Below are 16,929 nucleotides of genomic sequence, written 5' to 3'. Positions count from 1 at the left end.
TTAAGGCGATAAGAGCCTATTGCTGTTGTAAAACCATTTTTATAGTAAAGTGTCCTTGCCTTACCTTTTTTATATCGCGTACAGGCCATTTTGGTTATTTTTATCCGCGATTGCATTTGACTTATTTAATAAGTCATTAAGTTACCCGCTATTAATTTAACCCCGGGAGGATTCTCATTCTTTAAAAAGAGAGGTCTTATAGGCCAGCGCACATTTTTAATTCATGCTGCAGGCAGGAAGCATGTTTATTAATGTCATAAAGGAACGTTGGCTAAAATGAAAAAAAGAATTTTAACACTGCTCATCTGTGCGATAGTCTCAGGTTCGGCCTGGGCTGAAACGGCACCCGCACCACAAGCTATGCTGGCACAGGAGGGTGTAACTTACGACTCCATTGTCGTTAAGTTGAAGTCCGCTCCAGACGCCGCATCCCAGCACCTCTTAGCGCTGAGCGATCCCGGTCTGAAGGCCACCGTCATGTACCCTGTAGATAAGAACGCTGACGAGGCGGCGGCCAAAGAGATGGCGGCCCTGAATAAGCGCTACGGTTTCGACCGCTATATGCGTATCGCTCTGCCGGATAATAAAGGGCAGGATAAAAACTACATCAATAATATTATTACCGAGCTGGAACATAATCAGAATATCGAATCCGTTTATCCTGAGTCGCTACCTGTTTCGTTGGAAGAGACCACTGAAGGTACCACGCCCGTTAAGCCAAAATTAAAATCCACGGTAAACAGTAATCTCGGTGCGGTATCCGTTCCAAATTACCGCCATCTTCAGGATTATTTAAAATCGCCTTCAGATAAGCGTACCGGCTATTATATGGGTGGGGTTAACCGCGACAGTGTGAATCAATATGCCGGCAACGAGGGTGAGGATATCACTATCGTCTCTTCCGAGAACTGTGCCTGGAACGTAAATCATGTGAATTTACCGCCTATTGCCTTCAGCGACGGGAGTACCAGTCAGACCTGTAACAGTCGGGAGCATAATACGGCTTCGGTTGGCATTCTGGCCGGGCGGGATATCGGCGGCGGCATTCGCGGGCTGAGCTGGAAGAGCAAAGTCGGCTATGCTGCCTGGCCTTCGGTTCACCTTTATAACCTGATCCCGAAACTGAAAGCCGGGGACGTGGTCTCGCTGAACATGCAGATGTACGGAGCTGAAGCCGTGGCCACCACCTGCAAACAGGATTGCTATGTCCCTATCGAATATGATCCGGGCTATTACAACGTGATCAAAGCGCTCACCGATAAAGGCGTCTTTGTGGTGAGTTCTGCAGGGAATGGCGGCATTAACCTGGATCTGCCGGGCTTCAACGGCATATGGGATACCAATGTCCGCGATTCCGGGGCGATTATTGTCGGCGGGCTCTGTGCAAGCACCGGCAATAAAGTCTGGTACAGCACCTACGGCAAGCGGGTGACCAGCGCCTCCTGGGCCTGCAATGATGTCTTCAGTACCGGTTATGGCACGTACAACAGTACGACGAATGCCAACTATACCCAGGGCTACGGCGGCACCTCCTCGGCGACGCCAATTGTCGCCGGGGTGGTCGCCAGCCTGTCAGGGATCGCCAAAGCCCACGGCATTACGGTAACGCCGTTGCAGATGCGCCAGATCCTGCAGGAGACCGGTACGCCTGGCGCGGGCAGTACCTCCACGCTCATCGGTACGCAGCCGGATATGGCGCGGGCTGTCGCCAGAATCCTTGCGCTGAAAGATAACGGCAAAACCGTGCCAGCGCCGACCGCAGAAGCCGGGGCGGATTACACCATGACCTCGTCAGCCACGGGGGTCAGTACCTATCCGCTGGACGGCAGCAAGAGCCTGAACGCGAAATCGTACACCTGGAGTGTGACCAAAGGGACCGGCACCTTCTTTGTGCAGGAGAAGCTGAACGGCACGCTCGCTAACAGCGTTAACAGCGCCCATGCTTACGCGGTGATCCCGGCGAATACGGAAGGTGAAGCGACCTTCACCCTGACCACCACCGGCGAAGATGGCCGCACGGCGCAGGACAGCATGACCATCAAGGTCAGCAAACCGGCGGTTCCGGCGAAGGATGAAACCCCGGAGAAAGACGAAACTCCGGCGAAGGATGAAACTCCGGCGAAGGATGAGGCGCCAGCTAAGGAGAGCGTCCCGGCCTACAATCCAAAGATTGCCTATCCGGTGAAATGCACCAAAGTGTCCCATAACGGCAAAATCTGGTTCAACCAGTGGTACGTTAACCCAGGCCAGGAGGAGCCGGGTAAAGGCTTCAGCAACTGGGGCGTGTGGCGCGAGCAGGCATCCAAGTACAACACCTGTAAATGATCGGCAAGCCTGGCGAAAGCCAGGCTTTTTTTATACCTTCAACATGCCTTTCTCTTCCAGGAAGCGAATGATTGTCGCCAGCCCGTCACCCGCTTTCAGGTTGGTAAAGGTCCACGGACGCTCGCCGCGCATGCGGTTGGTGTCGCGCTCCATCACCTCCAGCGAGGCTCCCACGTAAGGGGCGAGATCGGTTTTATTGATCACCAGAAAATCGGATTTGGTGATCCCCGGCCCGCCTTTGCGCGGGATCTTCTCCCCTTCCGCCACGTCGATCACGTAGATCGTCAGATCCGCCAGCTCCGGGCTGAAGGTGGCGCTCAGGTTATCCCCGCCGCTCTCGACAAAGATCAGATCCAGGTTGCCGAACTTCTCGCTTAACGCTTCTACCGCCGCCAGGTTCATTGAGGCATCTTCACGAATGGCGGTGTGCGGACAGCCGCCGGTTTCCACGCCCACAATGCGCTCCGGCTCCAGGGCGCCCGCCTCGGTGAGAATGCGCTGATCCTCTTTGGTGTAGATATCGTTCGTCACCACCGCGAGGTGATAGGTGTCGCGCATCGCTTTACACAGCGCTTCCAGCAGGGCGGTTTTACCCGACCCCACCGGGCCGCCGACGCCCACACGCAGGGGGTGTTTGTACTCAGACATAGAGACTCCTCAGGAACGGAATAATCGTGAATATTGGGTTTCGTGACGCGCCGAAGCGATGGCGGAGAGCGGCGTGGCCGCCCCCAGCTGGTCATCGCGGCGCAGAAGCGCCTGCGCCAGCCCGTCGGTAAAGCGATCGCAGAGTTCAATGATCAACAGCTGGGCCGCCTGCTGACCAAAGGGCACCAGCTTGACGCCCGCCATTACCGCGCTCTCTATCCAGCTGTAGCCAAGGCTTAACGCCATCTCGCGGAGATCGATCCCCCAGCGCACACCGAGCCACGCCATACCGCACAGCTGGCTTTGCGGGAACAGCGCCAGCCAGTCAGCTGGGCAATCCGCCTCCCAGCTTTTGATCAGCCGGGTAAACGCCGCCCCGCGGTTGCGCTCCTCCTCCCGCAACTCGCGGGTCTCCCGGCAGGCCAGCAGGTACGCTGTCCAGTGCGCGGCGCTCGCCAGATCCTGCTGTTCGCAGGCGCGGTAGAGGCGGGAAAAGAGCGGCAGATCGACGCAGAAAAAGCTCTGCTCCATCTGCTGACATTGCCAGGCTTTGAATGCCGCCGGGGTAGTGACCCAGCCCGCTTCCACCGCCCATTCCAGCCCCTGCGACCAGGTAAAAGATCCCACCGGCAGGCTGCTGCTGGTGAGCTGCATCAGGCGCAGCTGGCGGGAGGGCTCCATCAGCTCATCAGCGCCAGCAGGGCAGAGGCAATCAGCCCGCCGCCGAAGGTTTTACGCAGCCCGTCGTGACGGCGCAGCAGCATACCGGCGGCAAAGCTTGCGCACAGCACCGCGGCGCTGGCGAACATAAAGCCGCTGGTGAACAGCCAGAAGCTGTGGCCTGCCGTCTCCACGCCGTGCGCCCAGCCGTGGAACATCGCCAGCGCCGGCACCGCCAGCAGCAGGCGGTTTTCGGTTTTAAACATCATCACACCACACACCGCCAGCGAGGCGACAATCAGCATCTCCATGCCGCTAAAGCCCCCCAGCAGGCTGCCTGCGACAGCGCCGGTGAGCATCATGCCGAGGGTGGCAAAGGGCATCAGCAGCCTGCGGCCGCTCAGGGCGGCGAGCACGCCTGCGCCGGTGAGCATCAGGAGATGATCAAGCCCGGTCAGGGGATGGAAAAAGCCCGCCTGAAAACTGTCGCTGCCGTGTCCCGGGTGGGCCAGCGCGGGCAGGGAGAAGGCCAGCAGTAGTAGAGGTAACAACTTACGCATGATTAATCCTTAATGTGAATGAGCGTGAGAGTGTGAATGGGAGTGACCTTCGCTGGCGTAGGCACCCGCTTCCGGTTCGAAGGGCAGGCTGGCGAAAGTCACCTCGAGATCGAACAGGTGCAGCATCTCGTCCAGCACGTGATCGTGGTGATAGCGCAGCTCGCCGGGCAGAATTTGCAGCGGGACGTGACGGTTGCCCAGGTGATAGCAGGCGCGCGCCAGCAGGAACGGATCGGCGCAGCGCACCACCGACAGCGGCTCGGGTGCGGCAATAACTTCCACCACTTCACGCCCATCGTCACTGGCAAGCAGGTCGCCGCCGCGCAGCAGCAGGCCGCGCGGCAGGATCAGCCCGGCATCGCGACCGTCGTCCAGCACCACGCGGGCGCGGCTCTTTACCCGCACATCAATGGGCAGCGTGACGTGTGCGGTAACGGGATGGGGATGATCAAGGCGTTGGGTTAAGGTGATCATGAGTCCTCCTCAGAACAGGAAATAGCGTTGCGCCATCGGCAGAACCTCTGCCGGTGCGCTGGTAATCAGTTCCCCGTCAATGCGCACCTCATAGGTTTGCGCATCGACGGTAATGTTCGGCTGCAGGCCGTTGTGGATCATGTCGGCCTTTTTCACCGTCCGGCAGCCTTTGACCACTGCGGTGGCGCTCTGCAGGCTCAGCTGCTGCGAAATGTTGTTATCGGCGGCAGCCTGCGAGAGAAACGTCAGGCGGGTGGCGTGGCGGGCGGCGCCCAGCGCGCCAAACATGGGCCGGTAGTGCACCGGCTGCGGCGTGGGGATCGAGGCGTTGATGTCCCCCATCGGCGCGCAGGCGATCATCCCGCCTTTGACGATGGTGGCTGGCTTGACGCCAAAGAAGGCGGGGGACCAGACCACCAGATCCGCCAGTTTCCCCGCCTCAATCGACCCGACCTCATGGGCGATGCCGTGGGTCAGCGCCGGGTTGATGGTGTACTTGGCGATATAGCGCTTCACCCGCAGGTTGTCGTTATCGCCCGACTCCTCCGCCAGCGGGCCGCGCTGTACCTTCATGCGGTGCGCCACCTGCCAGGTGCGGATGATCACTTCTCCCACCCGGCCCATCGCCTGCGAATCGGACGAGGTGAGCGAGAAGGCGCCAATATCGTGCAGCGCGTCTTCGGCGGCGATGGTCTCCCGGCGAATGCGTGATTCGGCAAAGGCCACATCCTCGGCGATATCCGGGTCGAGATGGTGGCAGACCATCAGCATGTCCAGATGTTCGTCGATGGTGTTGACCGTATAGGGCAGGGTCGGGTTGGTAGAGGAGGGCAGAATGTTAGGGTGCGCGCAGGCGGTGATAATATCCGGCGCATGGCCGCCGCCCGCCCCTTCGGTGTGGAAGGTGTGGATGGTGCGCCCGGCGATGGCCGCCAGGGTGTCCTCGACAAACCCGCCTTCGTTAAGGGTGTCGCTGTGCAGCGCCACCTGGATATCCATCTCGTCCGCCACCGTCAGGGCGCAGTCGATCGCCGCAGGGGTGGAACCCCAGTCCTCATGAATTTTCAGGCCAATCGCACCCGCGGCAACCTGCTCGCGCAGGGCATCCGGGTTGGAGCCGTTGCCTTTACCCAGCAGGCCAATGTTGACCGGCAGCGTGTCGACCGCCTGCAACATGCGGGCGATATACCACGGCCCCGGCGTGCAGGTGGTGGCGTTGGTGCCTGCGGCAGGGCCGGTACCGCCGCCAATCATGGTAGTCACCCCGGAGACCAGCGCCTCTTCCGCCTGCTGCGGGCAGATCCAGTGGATATGGGTATCGACCCCGCCTGCGGTCACGATCTTCCCTTCGGCGGCGATCACTTCGGTGGCCGCGCCAATGGGGATCGTTACGCCGGGCTGAATGTCCGGGTTACCCGCTTTGCCGATAGCGAAGATCCTGCCATCCTTCACGCCGATATCGGCTTTCACGATCCCCCAGTGATCGACGATCAGCGCGTTGGTCAGCACCAGATCCACGCACGCCTGCGCCGTCATCTGCCCCTGGCCCATACCGTCGCGGATCACCTTCCCGCCGCCGAATTTGACCTCTTCACCGTAGATGGTCAGATCGTTTTCCACCTCGATCCAGAGCTCGGTATCGGCGAGACGGACTTTATCCCCGGTGGTGGGGCCGAACATGTCGGCATACGCCTGACGTGAAATCTCAGCCATGGTTGACCTCACCCATCACCTCGCCACGAAAGCCGACAATGCGCTGTGCGCCTGCCACCTGTACCAGCGTCACGGCGCGCTTCTGCCCCGGTTCAAAGCGCACGGCGGTGCCAGCGGCGATATTCAGGCGGTAGCCTCGGGTCGGCTCACGATCGAATTTGAGTGCTGGATTAACTTCGTAAAAGTGGTAGTGGGATCCGACCTGGATCGGACGATCCCCGTGGTTCTCGACGATCGTCGTCAGCGTGTTGCGTCCGGCATTAATAACGATCTGCCCGGGTTGTATCTGGTATTCGCCTGGGATCATGTTGCCCCCTTACAGGATCGGATTGTGAACGGTGACGAGCTTGGAGCCGTCCGGGAAGGTGGCCTCCACCTGAATATCCGGGATCATCTCCGGCACGCCTTCCATTACCTGGCTGCGAGTCAGGACGTGACGGCCCGCTTCCATTAATTCCGCCACCGTCTGCCCGTCGCGCGCCCCTTCCATAATGAAGGCGCTGATCAGGGCCACCGATTCGGGGTAATTGAGCTTCACGCCACGGGCGAGACGACGCTCGGCGACCAGCGCGGCGGTAAACAGCAACAGCTTGTCTTTTTCTCTGGGGGTCAGTTCCATCGTGCTTCTCTCAGGTGTGCCAGATTCGGGGCGAACAGGGGGCTTTGGCGGTAAGCTGCGGACGCAGGCGCTGCCAGATCTCACGCATCGCCTGCTGGCAAATCAGGTTGTCATGGGCCAGAAAACGCACCGACAGCAGGCCGTCGGTGAGGGTCGCGCCAGCGAAATGCTCCAGCGGTGCCAGGGCTTCGCGGGCCTCCTCCAGCTGCGTTTCGCTCGCCGGGTAAAACAGCAGGGTGCCGATCCACGGATGTTCCGCCACGGGGGTCAGATCGCCGTCGGCCAGGTGCTGGCGCTCGATCAGCAGCGGCTCACCCTCAAGCCAGACCTCAAGGCGGCTCTCAATACGGCCGTGGCTGAAGGGCTCATTGATCACCGGGCGGCCCAGGCAAAACAGCTCCCAGGCCAGCAGGGTGCTGCTGCGCTGCAGATGGAACACCGAGCGCAGGGTAGCCTGTGCGCCGGGGAAGAAAAGGGTGTCCTGCGGCAGCCACTCCAGAATGGCGTTCTCCTCCAGTGTGAAATGCTGATCCAGCCGTGCCAGCGCGCCATTGCTGCGATAGAACTTGCTGGCGCCGGGCATGGTGATCAGCGCGTGGCTATGGGCCGCAAGGTGGACGTCGATCGTCAGTTCATCCCCGCCGACAATCCCGCCCGGCGGGTGCAGCAGATAGAGGTGGCAGGTCTCACCTTCGGGATAAAAGGGGCGCTGCACGGTGAGTGGCCCGACGTGGCGGGCAGAGTGGAGGAGGGTTTTTTCAGGCGAGTAGGAAAAGTGCAGGGCAAGGGATGCCTGCCAGCCTTTTACTGTTTTTTCATGCGCCTGAGTTGCTGACATGCTTTATCCATCTGCTCGCCGTCGGGTTTTTTTAGTATGCCCTGGCGGAAATGAAGGCTGTCATATGAGTCGCTTATGGATGGGGGCGGTTGCTAAGCGCCCACTTATTTTCTGGAGTGGTGGAATTGTTCCGTTCACTATGACTTCTCTGCGTTATGTACGCCCCGCTGCGGTGGGGCTGCCGCCGCCCCCTTAACAATCCCGGCTCCCGGCAAAGAAAATCGCCGCTTCGCGGTCCCTTCGGCTTATTCCCTCCGGCTATCGGGTCGGGCGTGATCCTACATCCATGTAGGTCACGCCCTCTCGGCGCATCCCTGCGCCTCGCCCCGGCCTGCGGTCAACGCCTCAGCGATTTTCAGCCGGACTCACGCTCCCTCAGCCTTCGCTGCGGCCTGAATGAAACAGAACGTCATTTCTCTGCAAATTCTTTTATTGCCGGAATGTGGCACGGGTGTTGAGTCCCCGCTGAAATCGGCGAACCGGAGACCGGATGACAAGGGCTGGACGCCAGGGATGGCGGCCAGAGGCGAATCGAGACAGGATGTCGAGTTGAGCCGACCGCAGGCAGCAGGTCGTGAGGTGAGCGCAGTGCGAAGCACCGATTTCGTCGCGGGGCCGCGGGGATTGATAAGGGGGCCGCGGTGGCCCCCTTATCACGTTCACGGGTTCCGGAACGTCATATTCTGTTGGTCGTAAAGTGAACGGAACGATTCCACTAAACTCAATATAAGCTACCGCGTCTCTTTCTTCTTCCGCTTCAACCGCGCCCAGATCTTCGTCTCCTGATGCCGCCATAACCGCTGAATATTGTCATGGTGACGCAACAGGATCAGACAAGAGAGCATCGACACCGGAAAAGTAAACTGCGGCTTAAACCACCAGACATAAAACGGTGCAATCAGCGCGCTCACAATGGCGCCAAGCGAAGAGTACCCGCTCAGCAACACGCTGAGCAGCCAGGTGCCGGCCATCACGCCGGTCAGATCCCAGCCAATAGGGGCGATGGCGCCAAACGCGGTGGCGACGCCTTTTCCGCCTTTAAAACCGAAGAAAACCGGCCAGATGTGGCCCAGACAGGCGGCAATGGCAATCAGCCCCAGCCAGAACGGCGTGACGCCCAGTGCATACGCGCCCCAGACGGGAAGCATTCCTTTCAGAACGTCAAAAATCAGAACCGCTACGGCTGCTCCTTTGCCGCCAATTCGTAGTACATTGGTCGCTCCCGGATTCCCGGAACCGCTCTCGCGTGGGTCAGGCAACCCGGCGATACGGCAGACCAGAATGGCGCTGGAAATTGAGCCGCAAAGGTAGGCAAGGAAGATCATTCCAGGCGCGATTGCACTCATAACGCTGTTCCGTTTTGAAAATGTCGTTTTGTACTTAGCATCTGTGGATAATACGCATAATTCGCCGGGAGTGGTATCCGGTTTAGCCAAAAACCAGGCAGGTCGTGATGGATATAGTATTTATAGAGCAACTTTCGGTAATCACCACTATCGGGGTGTATGACTGGGAGCAGACCATCGAGCAGAAACTCGTGTTCGATATCGAAATGGGCTGGGATAACGCCGCCGCGGCAAAAAGCGATGATGTGAACGACTGTCTGAGCTATGCCGACGTGAGTGAAGCGGTCATCAGTCACGTGGAAGGCCAGCGTTTTGCGCTGGTGGAGCGCGTGGCGGAAGAGGTGGCGGAGCTGCTGCTCAGCCGCTTCAATTCTCCGTGGGTGCGCATCAAAGTCAGCAAGCCGGGAGCGGTTGCGCGGGCGGCCAATGTCGGGGTCATTATCGAACGTAGCCAAAATCTGAAAGGAAACATTTAAAGGTATAATAGTTAAACCAATTCCTGTTAAATCAGTCTTAGAGCTGTTCCTTTTACGGTTACCCCCTGGGTAGCCCTTTTTTCTGTCTTTTAGGGGTTAATTGATGAGCGATATGCACTCCCTGCTGGTGGCAGCAATACTGGGTGTGGTCGAAGGATTGACAGAGTTTTTGCCGGTTTCCAGTACAGGCCATATGATCATTGTCGGCCATCTGCTGGGGTTCGAGGGCGAAACGGCGAAAACCTTTGAAGTAGTGATCCAGTTAGGATCCATTCTGGCGGTGGTGGTGATGTTCTGGCGTCGCCTGTTCGGCCTGATTGGCATCCACTTTGGTCATCCGCCGCATGAAGGTGCTGGTAAAGGGCGTTTAACGCTGCTGCACATCCTGCTCGGCATGATTCCGGCGGTGGTGCTGGGTCTGGTGCTCCACGACACCATCAAGTCGCTGTTTAACCCGATTAACGTGATGTATGCCCTGGTGGTTGGCGGTATCCTGTTAATTGCCGCCGAGCTGCTGAAGCCGAAAGAGCCTCGCGCGCCGGGTCTGGACGACATGACCTACCGTCAGGCGTTTATGATTGGCTGCTTCCAGTGCCTGGCGCTGTGGCCGGGCTTCTCTCGCTCTGGAGCAACAATTTCAGGCGGGATGCTGATGGGCGTGAGCCGCTATGCGGCCTCTGAGTTCTCATTCCTGCTGGCGGTGCCGATGATGATGGGCGCCACGGTGCTCGATCTCTACAAGAGCTATCACTTCCTGACCGCGGGCGACATCCCGATGTTTGCCGTGGGCTTTATCACCGCCTTTATCGTGGCGCTGATCGCCATCAAAACCTTCCTGCAGCTGATCAAGCGCATCTCGTTTATCCCGTTCGCCATCTATCGCTTTATCGTGGCGGCCGCGGTATACGTGGTCTTCTTCTGATTGCCCGCCCTCAGTCTTTCGGCTGAGGGCAATGCTGTTCCTTCCAGGCTGCGACGGCCCGGATCCGCCGTTTTGTTAACTCTTCCCGGATCTCTGGTCCTTTAAATCCAGCCTCAACCACCGCTTTTGTCGGCACCGCTTTCGCAACGATCCAGGCTTCACGCAGCAACCGCCCCTGCGGATAATCGTTGGCTTCAAACCCGGCGCGTCCGCGCACGTCGGCTTCGCTGGTTAAGGCGATCTGCTCCACGCGCTGCGGCTTGCGCCAGGCGTCAATGCTGTCGAACAGCTTCACGATAGTGGCCGGTTTAAGGATCGGGAAGGTGTGGATCAGGTCGTGGAACTCGGCGACCAGCTTCGCCAGATCGCGGATCTCGTTAGGGACCCGCATCCGCTGGCAGACCCGTTCAACCAGCCGCACGCCCGCCGGGCCGTGGCCGTGGTGGCGCGGCCAGAGCTCGGGCGGCGTTAAGCCCTTGCCGAGGTCGTGACAGAGCGTGGCAAAGCGGACATCCACCTCCGGGCTCAGCATTGCCGCCATGCTCAGGGTCATCAGGGTATGGATGCCGGTATCAATTTCCGGGTGCCACTTCGCCGGAGCCGGCACGCCAAACAGGGCGTCCACTTCCGGGAACAGCACCTTCAGCGCCCCGCAGTCGCGCAGCACCTGGAAGTAAACCTGTGGATTACGCGTGGTGAGCGCATTCTCGGTCTCTTTCCACACGCGCTCGGGGGTAAGGTGTTCCAGCTCGCCCGCTCTGGTCATGGCGCTCATCAGCGCCATCGTTTCATCGGCGATGCGAAAGCTCAAGTGGGCATAGCGGGCAGCAAAGCGCGCCACGCGCAGCACGCGGAGCGGATCTTCAGAGAAGGCGGGGGAAACATGGCGCAGGATGCGGTTTTGCAGATCCGACTGGCCGCCATACGCATCAACGATATGGCCATGTTCATCCTGGGCGAGGGCGTTGATGGTCAGATCGCGGCGCTGCAAATCCTCTTCAAGGGTGACGTCCGGTGCGGCATGGCAGGTGAAGCCGGTATAACCGACACCGGATTTGCGCTCGGTACGCGCCAGGGCGTACTCCTGGCGGCTTTGCGGATGCAGAAAGACAGGAAAATCGCGGCCTACCTGCTGGTAGCCCGCATCGAGCATCTCCTGAGGTGTGGCGCCTACCACCACCCAGTCTTTATCTTTGACCGGCAGACCTAACAACGCATCACGAACCGCACCACCGACCAGATAAATCTTCACGCCTCACTCTCCCGTATCAAAAATGGCAATAATACGTAAGTGTGGCAGAGATAGCGATTTAGTTCATCCAACGGTCTTTACGCTTACGGCTCGGCACCAGATGCGGCAGTACCAGACCCAGCAGCAGACCCATACCCAGCACGCCGCCACCATACATAAACCATTGCATAATGATGGTGCGCTGTTTGTCATCCAGCTGCAGGTTGGCCGCGCTCACCTTTTTCTGGGCGACGATCAGCTCGTTTTTCAGCTTCTGGTTTTCGTCTTTAAGACCGTTGATCACCCCGTCGCTCTGGGCCACTTTCTGCTGCATTTCAGCCGTGCGCTGGTTCCAGGTGGCATCGATATTGGTCAGTTTGTCGGTCAGGGTTTTGACCTGGTTTTCCAGATCCGGCACGCGAGTGCGCAGGCTTGGGCTGGTGCTAAGCTCTTTTAACGGGATCCAGGCGATACGGCCGCTGCTGTCGCGCACCTGGCCATAGCTGGCGTCTGCGTTGCTCTGTAACAGCGCCACTTCCTCGCCGGCATTAATCGTACCCACGAGGCGATAATTGTCACCCGGTCCACTACGTACCCAGGTATTCAGTTCGTCAGAAACGTAGCGTTTCTCTTCAGCGTGAACCGCTGTTGCGGCGCTAAAAGCAAGTAATGTCAGTCCGATTAGGCGTAATTTAAGCATCAGGCAGTCGTTATTTTCATAAAAAGTGGAACGATAGTAGTGGTAACGGCTTCTCCACGCAAAGGATTCGTCAGCATTCGGAATCCTCCGTGTTCTGTTTGCCACTTTAACAAACTTTACGCCCGTCAAATTGCTCATTGCGTGGCAATCTGGCGCAAAATACTATCTACTGACAAAAAAGTGGCGAGTAAGTTCGCCTAAATTTACCCCGCAGTGCTGCAATCAAAAGAACAAGGCCATGGCTCAGGAAATCGAATTAAAGTTTATCATTGAAAATGAGAGCGTCGACGCGCTGAAAAACCATCTGCACCAGCTGACAGCTGAACATCACGAGCCGGTGCAACTGCTCAACATCTATTACGAAACCCGGGACCTGTGGCTGCGTCGCCATGACAGGGGGCTGCGCATTCGCGGCGTCGATGGTCGCTACGAGATGACCATGAAAATTGGTGGCCGCGTGGTGGGCGGTCTGCATCAGCGCCCGGAATACAATATTGAAATTGACCAGCCTGCGCTGGATCTGGCGCGCTTCCCGGCGGAAGTGTGGCCGGAAGGACAACTGCCCGAGGGCCTGGAAGAGAGCGCCAGCCCGCTGTTCAGCACCGATTTCTGGCGCGAAAAGTGGCTGGTGAACGAAGGTAAAAGCCGCATTGAGATCGCCCTCGACCGGGGTGAGGTAAAAGCGGGCGAGTTCCAGGAGCCGATCTGCGAGCTGGAACTTGAGCTGCTGGAAGGCCACGCTGATGACGTGCTGAAGCTGGCGCGTAAGCTGGTGACCCAGAGCGGTCTGCGTCAGGGGAGCCTGAGCAAGGCGGCCCGCGGCTATCATCTGGCCCAGGGCAATGCGCCGCGCACCCTGAAACCGCTGGAGATTATGCGCGTCGCGCCGAAATCCTCCATCGAGCAGGGGTTTGAAGCCTCGCTGGAGCTGGCCCTGAGCCAGTGGCAGTATCACGAAGAGCTGTGGGTCCGCGGCGTGAAAGGAGCGAAAGCCGAGGTGCTGGCGGCGATGGCGCTGGTACGTCACAGCCTGACGCTGTTCGGCGGCATTGTGCCACGTAAAGCGAGTGCTCACTTACGCGATCTGCTGACCCAGACTGAAACCCTGATGGCGTCGGATGTCTCTGCCGAGACGGCGGTCTACAGCCCGCAAACCGCCACCGCGAAACTGGCGCTGACCGAGTTTCTGGTGACACGCGGCTGGCGTACCTTCCTCGACGCGAAGGCGCAGAGCAAAATAGCGGATAACTTTAAGCGCTTCGCCGATATTCACCTCTCCCGTCACGCCGCTGAACTGAAAACCACGTTCGCCCATCCGCTGGGGGATCAATATGGCGATCAGCTGATTCGTCTGGCGCGTAACATCGACAGCATGCTGCTGCTGGCAGGGGCCTATGACGGCCCGGTGGCCCGCGCCTGGCTGGAAAACTGGCAAGGTCTGCTGCATGCCATTAAGACCCGCCAGCACATTGAAATTGAGCATTTCCGCAACGAAGCCATTTCGCAGGAGCCATTCTGGCTGCACAGCGGAAAACGTTAACGCAGGCAAGGAACCCCAATGATGCCGCTTTCTTCACCCTTACAGCAGCAGTGGCAGACGGTATGTGAGCGTCTGCCGGAAGCATTACCCGCCTCGTCATTAAGCGAGCAGGCCCGGCAGGTGCTGGCGTTCAGCGACTTTGTGCAGGAGAGCGTTACGGCACATCCTGACTGGCTGACCGGGCTTGAGGCCGCGCCGCCGCAGGCGGATGAGTGGCAGCACTACGCGCAGTGGTTACGCGACGCGCTGGCAGATGTCAGCGATGAAGCCGCGCTGATGCGCGAGCTGCGCCATTTCCGCCGCCGGGTGATGGTGCGCATCGCCTGGGCGCAGGCGCTGATGCTGGTGAGTGAAGAGAGCACGTTGCAGCAGTTGAGTCACCTTGCGGAGACGCTGATCGTCGCCGCCCGCGACTGGCTGTACGACGCCTGCTGTCGTGAATGGGGGACGCCATGCAGTGAGGATGGCACCCCGCAGCCGCTGCTGATTTTAGGGATGGGCAAACTGGGCGGCGGCGAGCTCAACTTTTCCTCGGATATCGATCTGATCTTCGCCTGGCCGGAGAAGGGGGCCACCCGCGGTGGACGCCGTGAGCTGGATAACGCCCAGTTCTTTACCCGCCTGGGGCAGCGGCTGATTAAGGCCCTGGATCAACCCACCCAGGATGGCTTTGTCTATCGCGTGGATATGCGCCTGCGTCCGTTCGGCGACAGCGGCCCGCTGGTGCTGAGCTTTGCCGCGCTGGAGGACTACTACCAGGAGCAGGGGCGCGACTGGGAGCGCTACGCGATGGTAAAGGCGCGGATCATGGGCGATAACGACGGCGCCTACGCCAGCGAGCTGCGCGCCATGCTGCGCCCGTTCGTCTTCCGTCGCTATATCGATTTCAGCGTCATCCAGTCGCTGCGCAACATGAAAGGGATGATTGCCCGGGAAGTGCGGCGTCGCGGCCTGAAAGACAACATCAAGCTGGGGGCGGGCGGCATCCGCGAGATCGAGTTTATCGTCCAGGTGTTCCAGCTGATCCGCGGCGGGCGCGAGCCGTCGCTGCAATCCCGCTCCCTGCTGCCAACGCTTGCGGCAATTGCACAGCTGAATCTGCTGCCGGAAGGGGATGCGCAAATCCTGCGTGAGGCCTACCTCTTTTTGCGTCGGCTGGAGAACCTGCTGCAGAGCATTAACGACGAACAAACCCAGACCCTGCCGGGGGATGAGCTTAATCGCGCCCGTCTCGCCTGGGGAATGCGCCTGGACCACTGGCAGGCGCTGACCGAGGCGCTGGATGCGCACATGGCCGCGGTGCGGCGGATTTTTAACGACCTGATTGGCGACGATGAGAGCGAGTCGCAGGATGATGAGCTGTCCGAACACTGGCGCGAGCTGTGGCAGGATGCGCTTCAGGAGGACGACACTACCCCGGTGCTGGCCCACCTCAGCAATGATGACCGTCACCGGGTGGTGGCGCTGATTGCCGATTTCCGCCTGGAACTGAACAAGCGCGCCATTGGCCCGCGCGGACGTCAGGTGCTCGATCACCTGATGCCGCACCTGCTGAGCGATGTCTGTTCCCGCGCCGATGCGCCGGTGCCGCTGTCGCGTCTGACCCCGCTGCTCAGCGGGATCATCACCCGCACCACCTATCTTGAGCTGTTAAGCGAGTTCCCGGGCGCGCTCAAGCACCTGATTTCCCTCTGCGCCGCCTCGCCAATGATCGCCAGCAAGCTGGCGCGCTATCCGCTGCTGCTGGATGAGCTGCTCGATCCCAACACCCTTTACCAGCCGACGGCGACCGACGCCTATCGCGATGAGCTGCGCCAGTATCTGCTGCGCGTGCCTGAGGAGGATGAGGAGCAGCAGCTGGAGGCGCTGCGTCAGTTTAAGCAGGCGCAGCTGCTGCGTGTGGCCGCCGCCGACATCGCCGGAACGCTGCCAGTGATGAAAGTGAGCGATCACTTAACCTGGCTGGCGGAGGCGATTATTGATGCCGTTGTCCATCAGGCGTGGGTGCAGATGGTGGCGCGTTACGGCCAGCCGAAGCACCTGGCCGATCGCGAAGGACGCGGCTTTGCGGTGGTGGGTTACGGCAAGCTGGGCGGCTGGGAGCTGGGCTACAGCTCCGATCTGGATCTCATTTTCCTTCACGACTGCCCGGTGGATGTGATGACCGACGGCGAGCGTGAGATCGACGGGCGTCAGTTCTACCTGCGCCTGGCCCAGCGAATCATGCACCTGTTCAGCACCCGCACGTCGTCGGGCATTCTGTATGAAGTGGATGCCCGCCTGCGTCCGTCCGGGGCGGCGGGCATGCTGGTCTCTTCCACCGAGTCGTTTGCCGAGTATCAGAAGAACGAAGCCTGGACCTGGGAGCATCAGGCTCTGGTGCGCGCCCGGGTGGTCTATGGCGATCCGCAGCTGAAGGCGCAGTTTGATACCATTCGCCGCGACGTGCTGACCGCCACGCGCGAGGGCCCGACGCTGCAGACCGAGGTGCGCGAAATGCGTGAAAAAATGCGCGCTCACCTGGGGAATAAGCACCGGGATCGCTTTGATATTAAAGCCGACGAGGGCGGTATTACCGATATCGAATTTATCACCCAGTATCTGGTGCTGCGTGATGCCCACGCCAAACCGAAGCTGACCCGCTGGTCGGATAATGTGCGCATTCTGGAACTGCTGGCGCAGAACGACATTATGGATGAACAGGAGGCGCTGGCGCTCACCCGCGCTTACACCACGCTGCGCGATGAACTGCACCATCTGGCGTTGCAGGAGCAGCCCGGCCATCTGCCGCTCGACTGCTTTAACGCCGAGCGGGAGCTGGTGCGCGCCTGCTGGCAGAAGTGGCTGGTGGAACCGTGCGTAACAAAACAAGTGTGA

Annotated in this window: 16 protein-coding genes; 5 read left to right on the top strand and 11 right to left on the bottom strand. The window is 59.6% G+C overall.

Going from position 1 to position 16,929, the window contains the following annotated elements; translation table 11 throughout:
• Nucleotides 1-276 precede the first annotated feature (276 nt).
• Nucleotides 277-2,325, top strand: coding sequence for a S8 family serine peptidase (locus tag C3406_RS07105; protein WP_103822898.1), 2,049 nt, complete (start codon nt 277-279; stop codon nt 2,323-2,325).
• Nucleotides 2,326-2,355: 30 nt separating this feature from the next.
• On the opposite strand, the gene ureG is transcribed toward C3406_RS07105, so the two are convergent.
• The 9 genes from ureG to plsY all read right to left on the bottom strand — a co-directional run bounded on the left by ureG (nt 2,356) and on the right by plsY (nt 9,183).
• Nucleotides 2,356-2,973: an urease accessory protein UreG gene (gene ureG, locus C3406_RS07100; protein WP_103822897.1), complete on the bottom strand. Its 618-nt coding sequence runs from the start codon at nt 2,971-2,973 to the stop codon at nt 2,356-2,358.
• Nucleotides 2,974-2,982: 9 nt separating this feature from the next.
• Complete coding sequence (locus C3406_RS07095) at nt 2,983-3,654, bottom strand: urease accessory protein UreF (protein ID WP_103822896.1); 672 nt, start codon at nt 3,652-3,654, stop codon at nt 2,983-2,985.
• Nucleotides 3,654-4,193: a HupE/UreJ family protein gene (locus C3406_RS07090; protein ID WP_103822895.1), complete on the bottom strand. Its 540-nt coding sequence runs from the start codon at nt 4,191-4,193 to the stop codon at nt 3,654-3,656. Before C3406_RS07090 ends, C3406_RS07095 begins: the two co-directional genes overlap by 1 nt.
• Nucleotides 4,194-4,202: 9 nt before the next feature.
• On the bottom strand, nt 4,203-4,667 hold the full coding sequence (gene ureE / locus C3406_RS07085; protein ID WP_103822894.1) for an urease accessory protein UreE: 465 nt from the start codon (nt 4,665-4,667) through the stop codon (nt 4,203-4,205).
• 9 nt (nt 4,668-4,676) lie between these two features.
• Nucleotides 4,677-6,380: an urease subunit alpha gene (gene ureC / locus C3406_RS07080; RefSeq protein WP_103822893.1), complete on the bottom strand. Its 1,704-nt coding sequence runs from the start codon at nt 6,378-6,380 to the stop codon at nt 4,677-4,679.
• Complete coding sequence (locus C3406_RS07075) at nt 6,373-6,687, bottom strand: urease subunit beta (RefSeq protein WP_103822892.1); 315 nt, start codon at nt 6,685-6,687, stop codon at nt 6,373-6,375. The genes ureC and C3406_RS07075 overlap by 8 nt, the downstream gene beginning before the upstream one ends.
• 9 nt (nt 6,688-6,696) lie before the next feature.
• On the bottom strand, nt 6,697-6,999 hold the full coding sequence (locus C3406_RS07070; protein WP_103822891.1) for an urease subunit gamma: 303 nt from the start codon (nt 6,997-6,999) through the stop codon (nt 6,697-6,699).
• A 10-nt stretch (nt 7,000-7,009) separates the two neighbouring features.
• Entirely contained in the window at nt 7,010-7,837 is an 828-nt protein-coding gene (locus tag C3406_RS07065) for an urease accessory protein UreD (protein ID WP_103822890.1), read from the bottom strand.
• 731 nt (nt 7,838-8,568) lie between these two features.
• Complete coding sequence (plsY, locus tag C3406_RS07055; protein ID WP_103822889.1) at nt 8,569-9,183, bottom strand: glycerol-3-phosphate 1-O-acyltransferase PlsY; 615 nt, start codon at nt 9,181-9,183, stop codon at nt 8,569-8,571.
• Nucleotides 9,184-9,290: 107 nt separating this feature from the next.
• Between plsY and folB the strand changes: the two genes are divergently transcribed.
• Together folB and bacA are read left to right on the top strand one after the other, a co-directional pair.
• Entirely contained in the window at nt 9,291-9,659 is a 369-nt protein-coding gene (gene folB, locus C3406_RS07050; RefSeq protein WP_103822888.1) for a bifunctional dihydroneopterin aldolase/7,8-dihydroneopterin epimerase, read from the top strand.
• Between the two features lie 103 nt (nt 9,660-9,762).
• Complete coding sequence (gene bacA, locus C3406_RS07045) at nt 9,763-10,581, top strand: undecaprenyl-diphosphate phosphatase (protein ID WP_103822887.1); 819 nt, start codon at nt 9,763-9,765, stop codon at nt 10,579-10,581.
• A 10-nt stretch (nt 10,582-10,591) separates the two neighbouring features.
• Here the strand turns inward: bacA and C3406_RS07040 are convergent, their stop codons facing one another.
• Complete coding sequence (locus C3406_RS07040) at nt 10,592-11,833, bottom strand: multifunctional CCA addition/repair protein (protein ID WP_103822886.1); 1,242 nt, start codon at nt 11,831-11,833, stop codon at nt 10,592-10,594.
• A gap of 58 nt (nt 11,834-11,891) precedes the next feature.
• A complete protein-coding gene (locus tag C3406_RS07035) occupies nt 11,892-12,512 on the bottom strand; it encodes a TIGR04211 family SH3 domain-containing protein (protein WP_103822885.1) in 621 nt (206 codons plus the stop codon).
• A 238-nt stretch (nt 12,513-12,750) separates the two neighbouring features.
• Here C3406_RS07035 and C3406_RS07030 point away from each other — a divergent pair, with 238 nt between their 5' ends.
• Nucleotides 12,751-14,052 (top strand): CYTH domain-containing protein, encoded by a 1,302-nt coding sequence (locus tag C3406_RS07030; protein ID WP_103822884.1) that lies wholly within the window; start codon nt 12,751-12,753, stop codon nt 14,050-14,052.
• Between the two features lie 18 nt (nt 14,053-14,070).
• On the top strand, nt 14,071-16,929 hold the full coding sequence (glnE, locus tag C3406_RS07025) for a bifunctional [glutamate--ammonia ligase]-adenylyl-L-tyrosine phosphorylase/[glutamate--ammonia-ligase] adenylyltransferase (protein WP_103822883.1): 2,859 nt from the start codon (nt 14,071-14,073) through the stop codon (nt 16,927-16,929).

Origin of the sequence: Leclercia sp. LSNIH8, from assembly GCF_002920195.1 — a bacterium.
Lineage (GTDB): Bacteria > Pseudomonadota > Gammaproteobacteria > Enterobacterales > Enterobacteriaceae > Enterobacter.
Note: the sequence above shows the minus strand (reverse complement) of the source record. Positions and strands in the feature narration are given on the sequence as shown.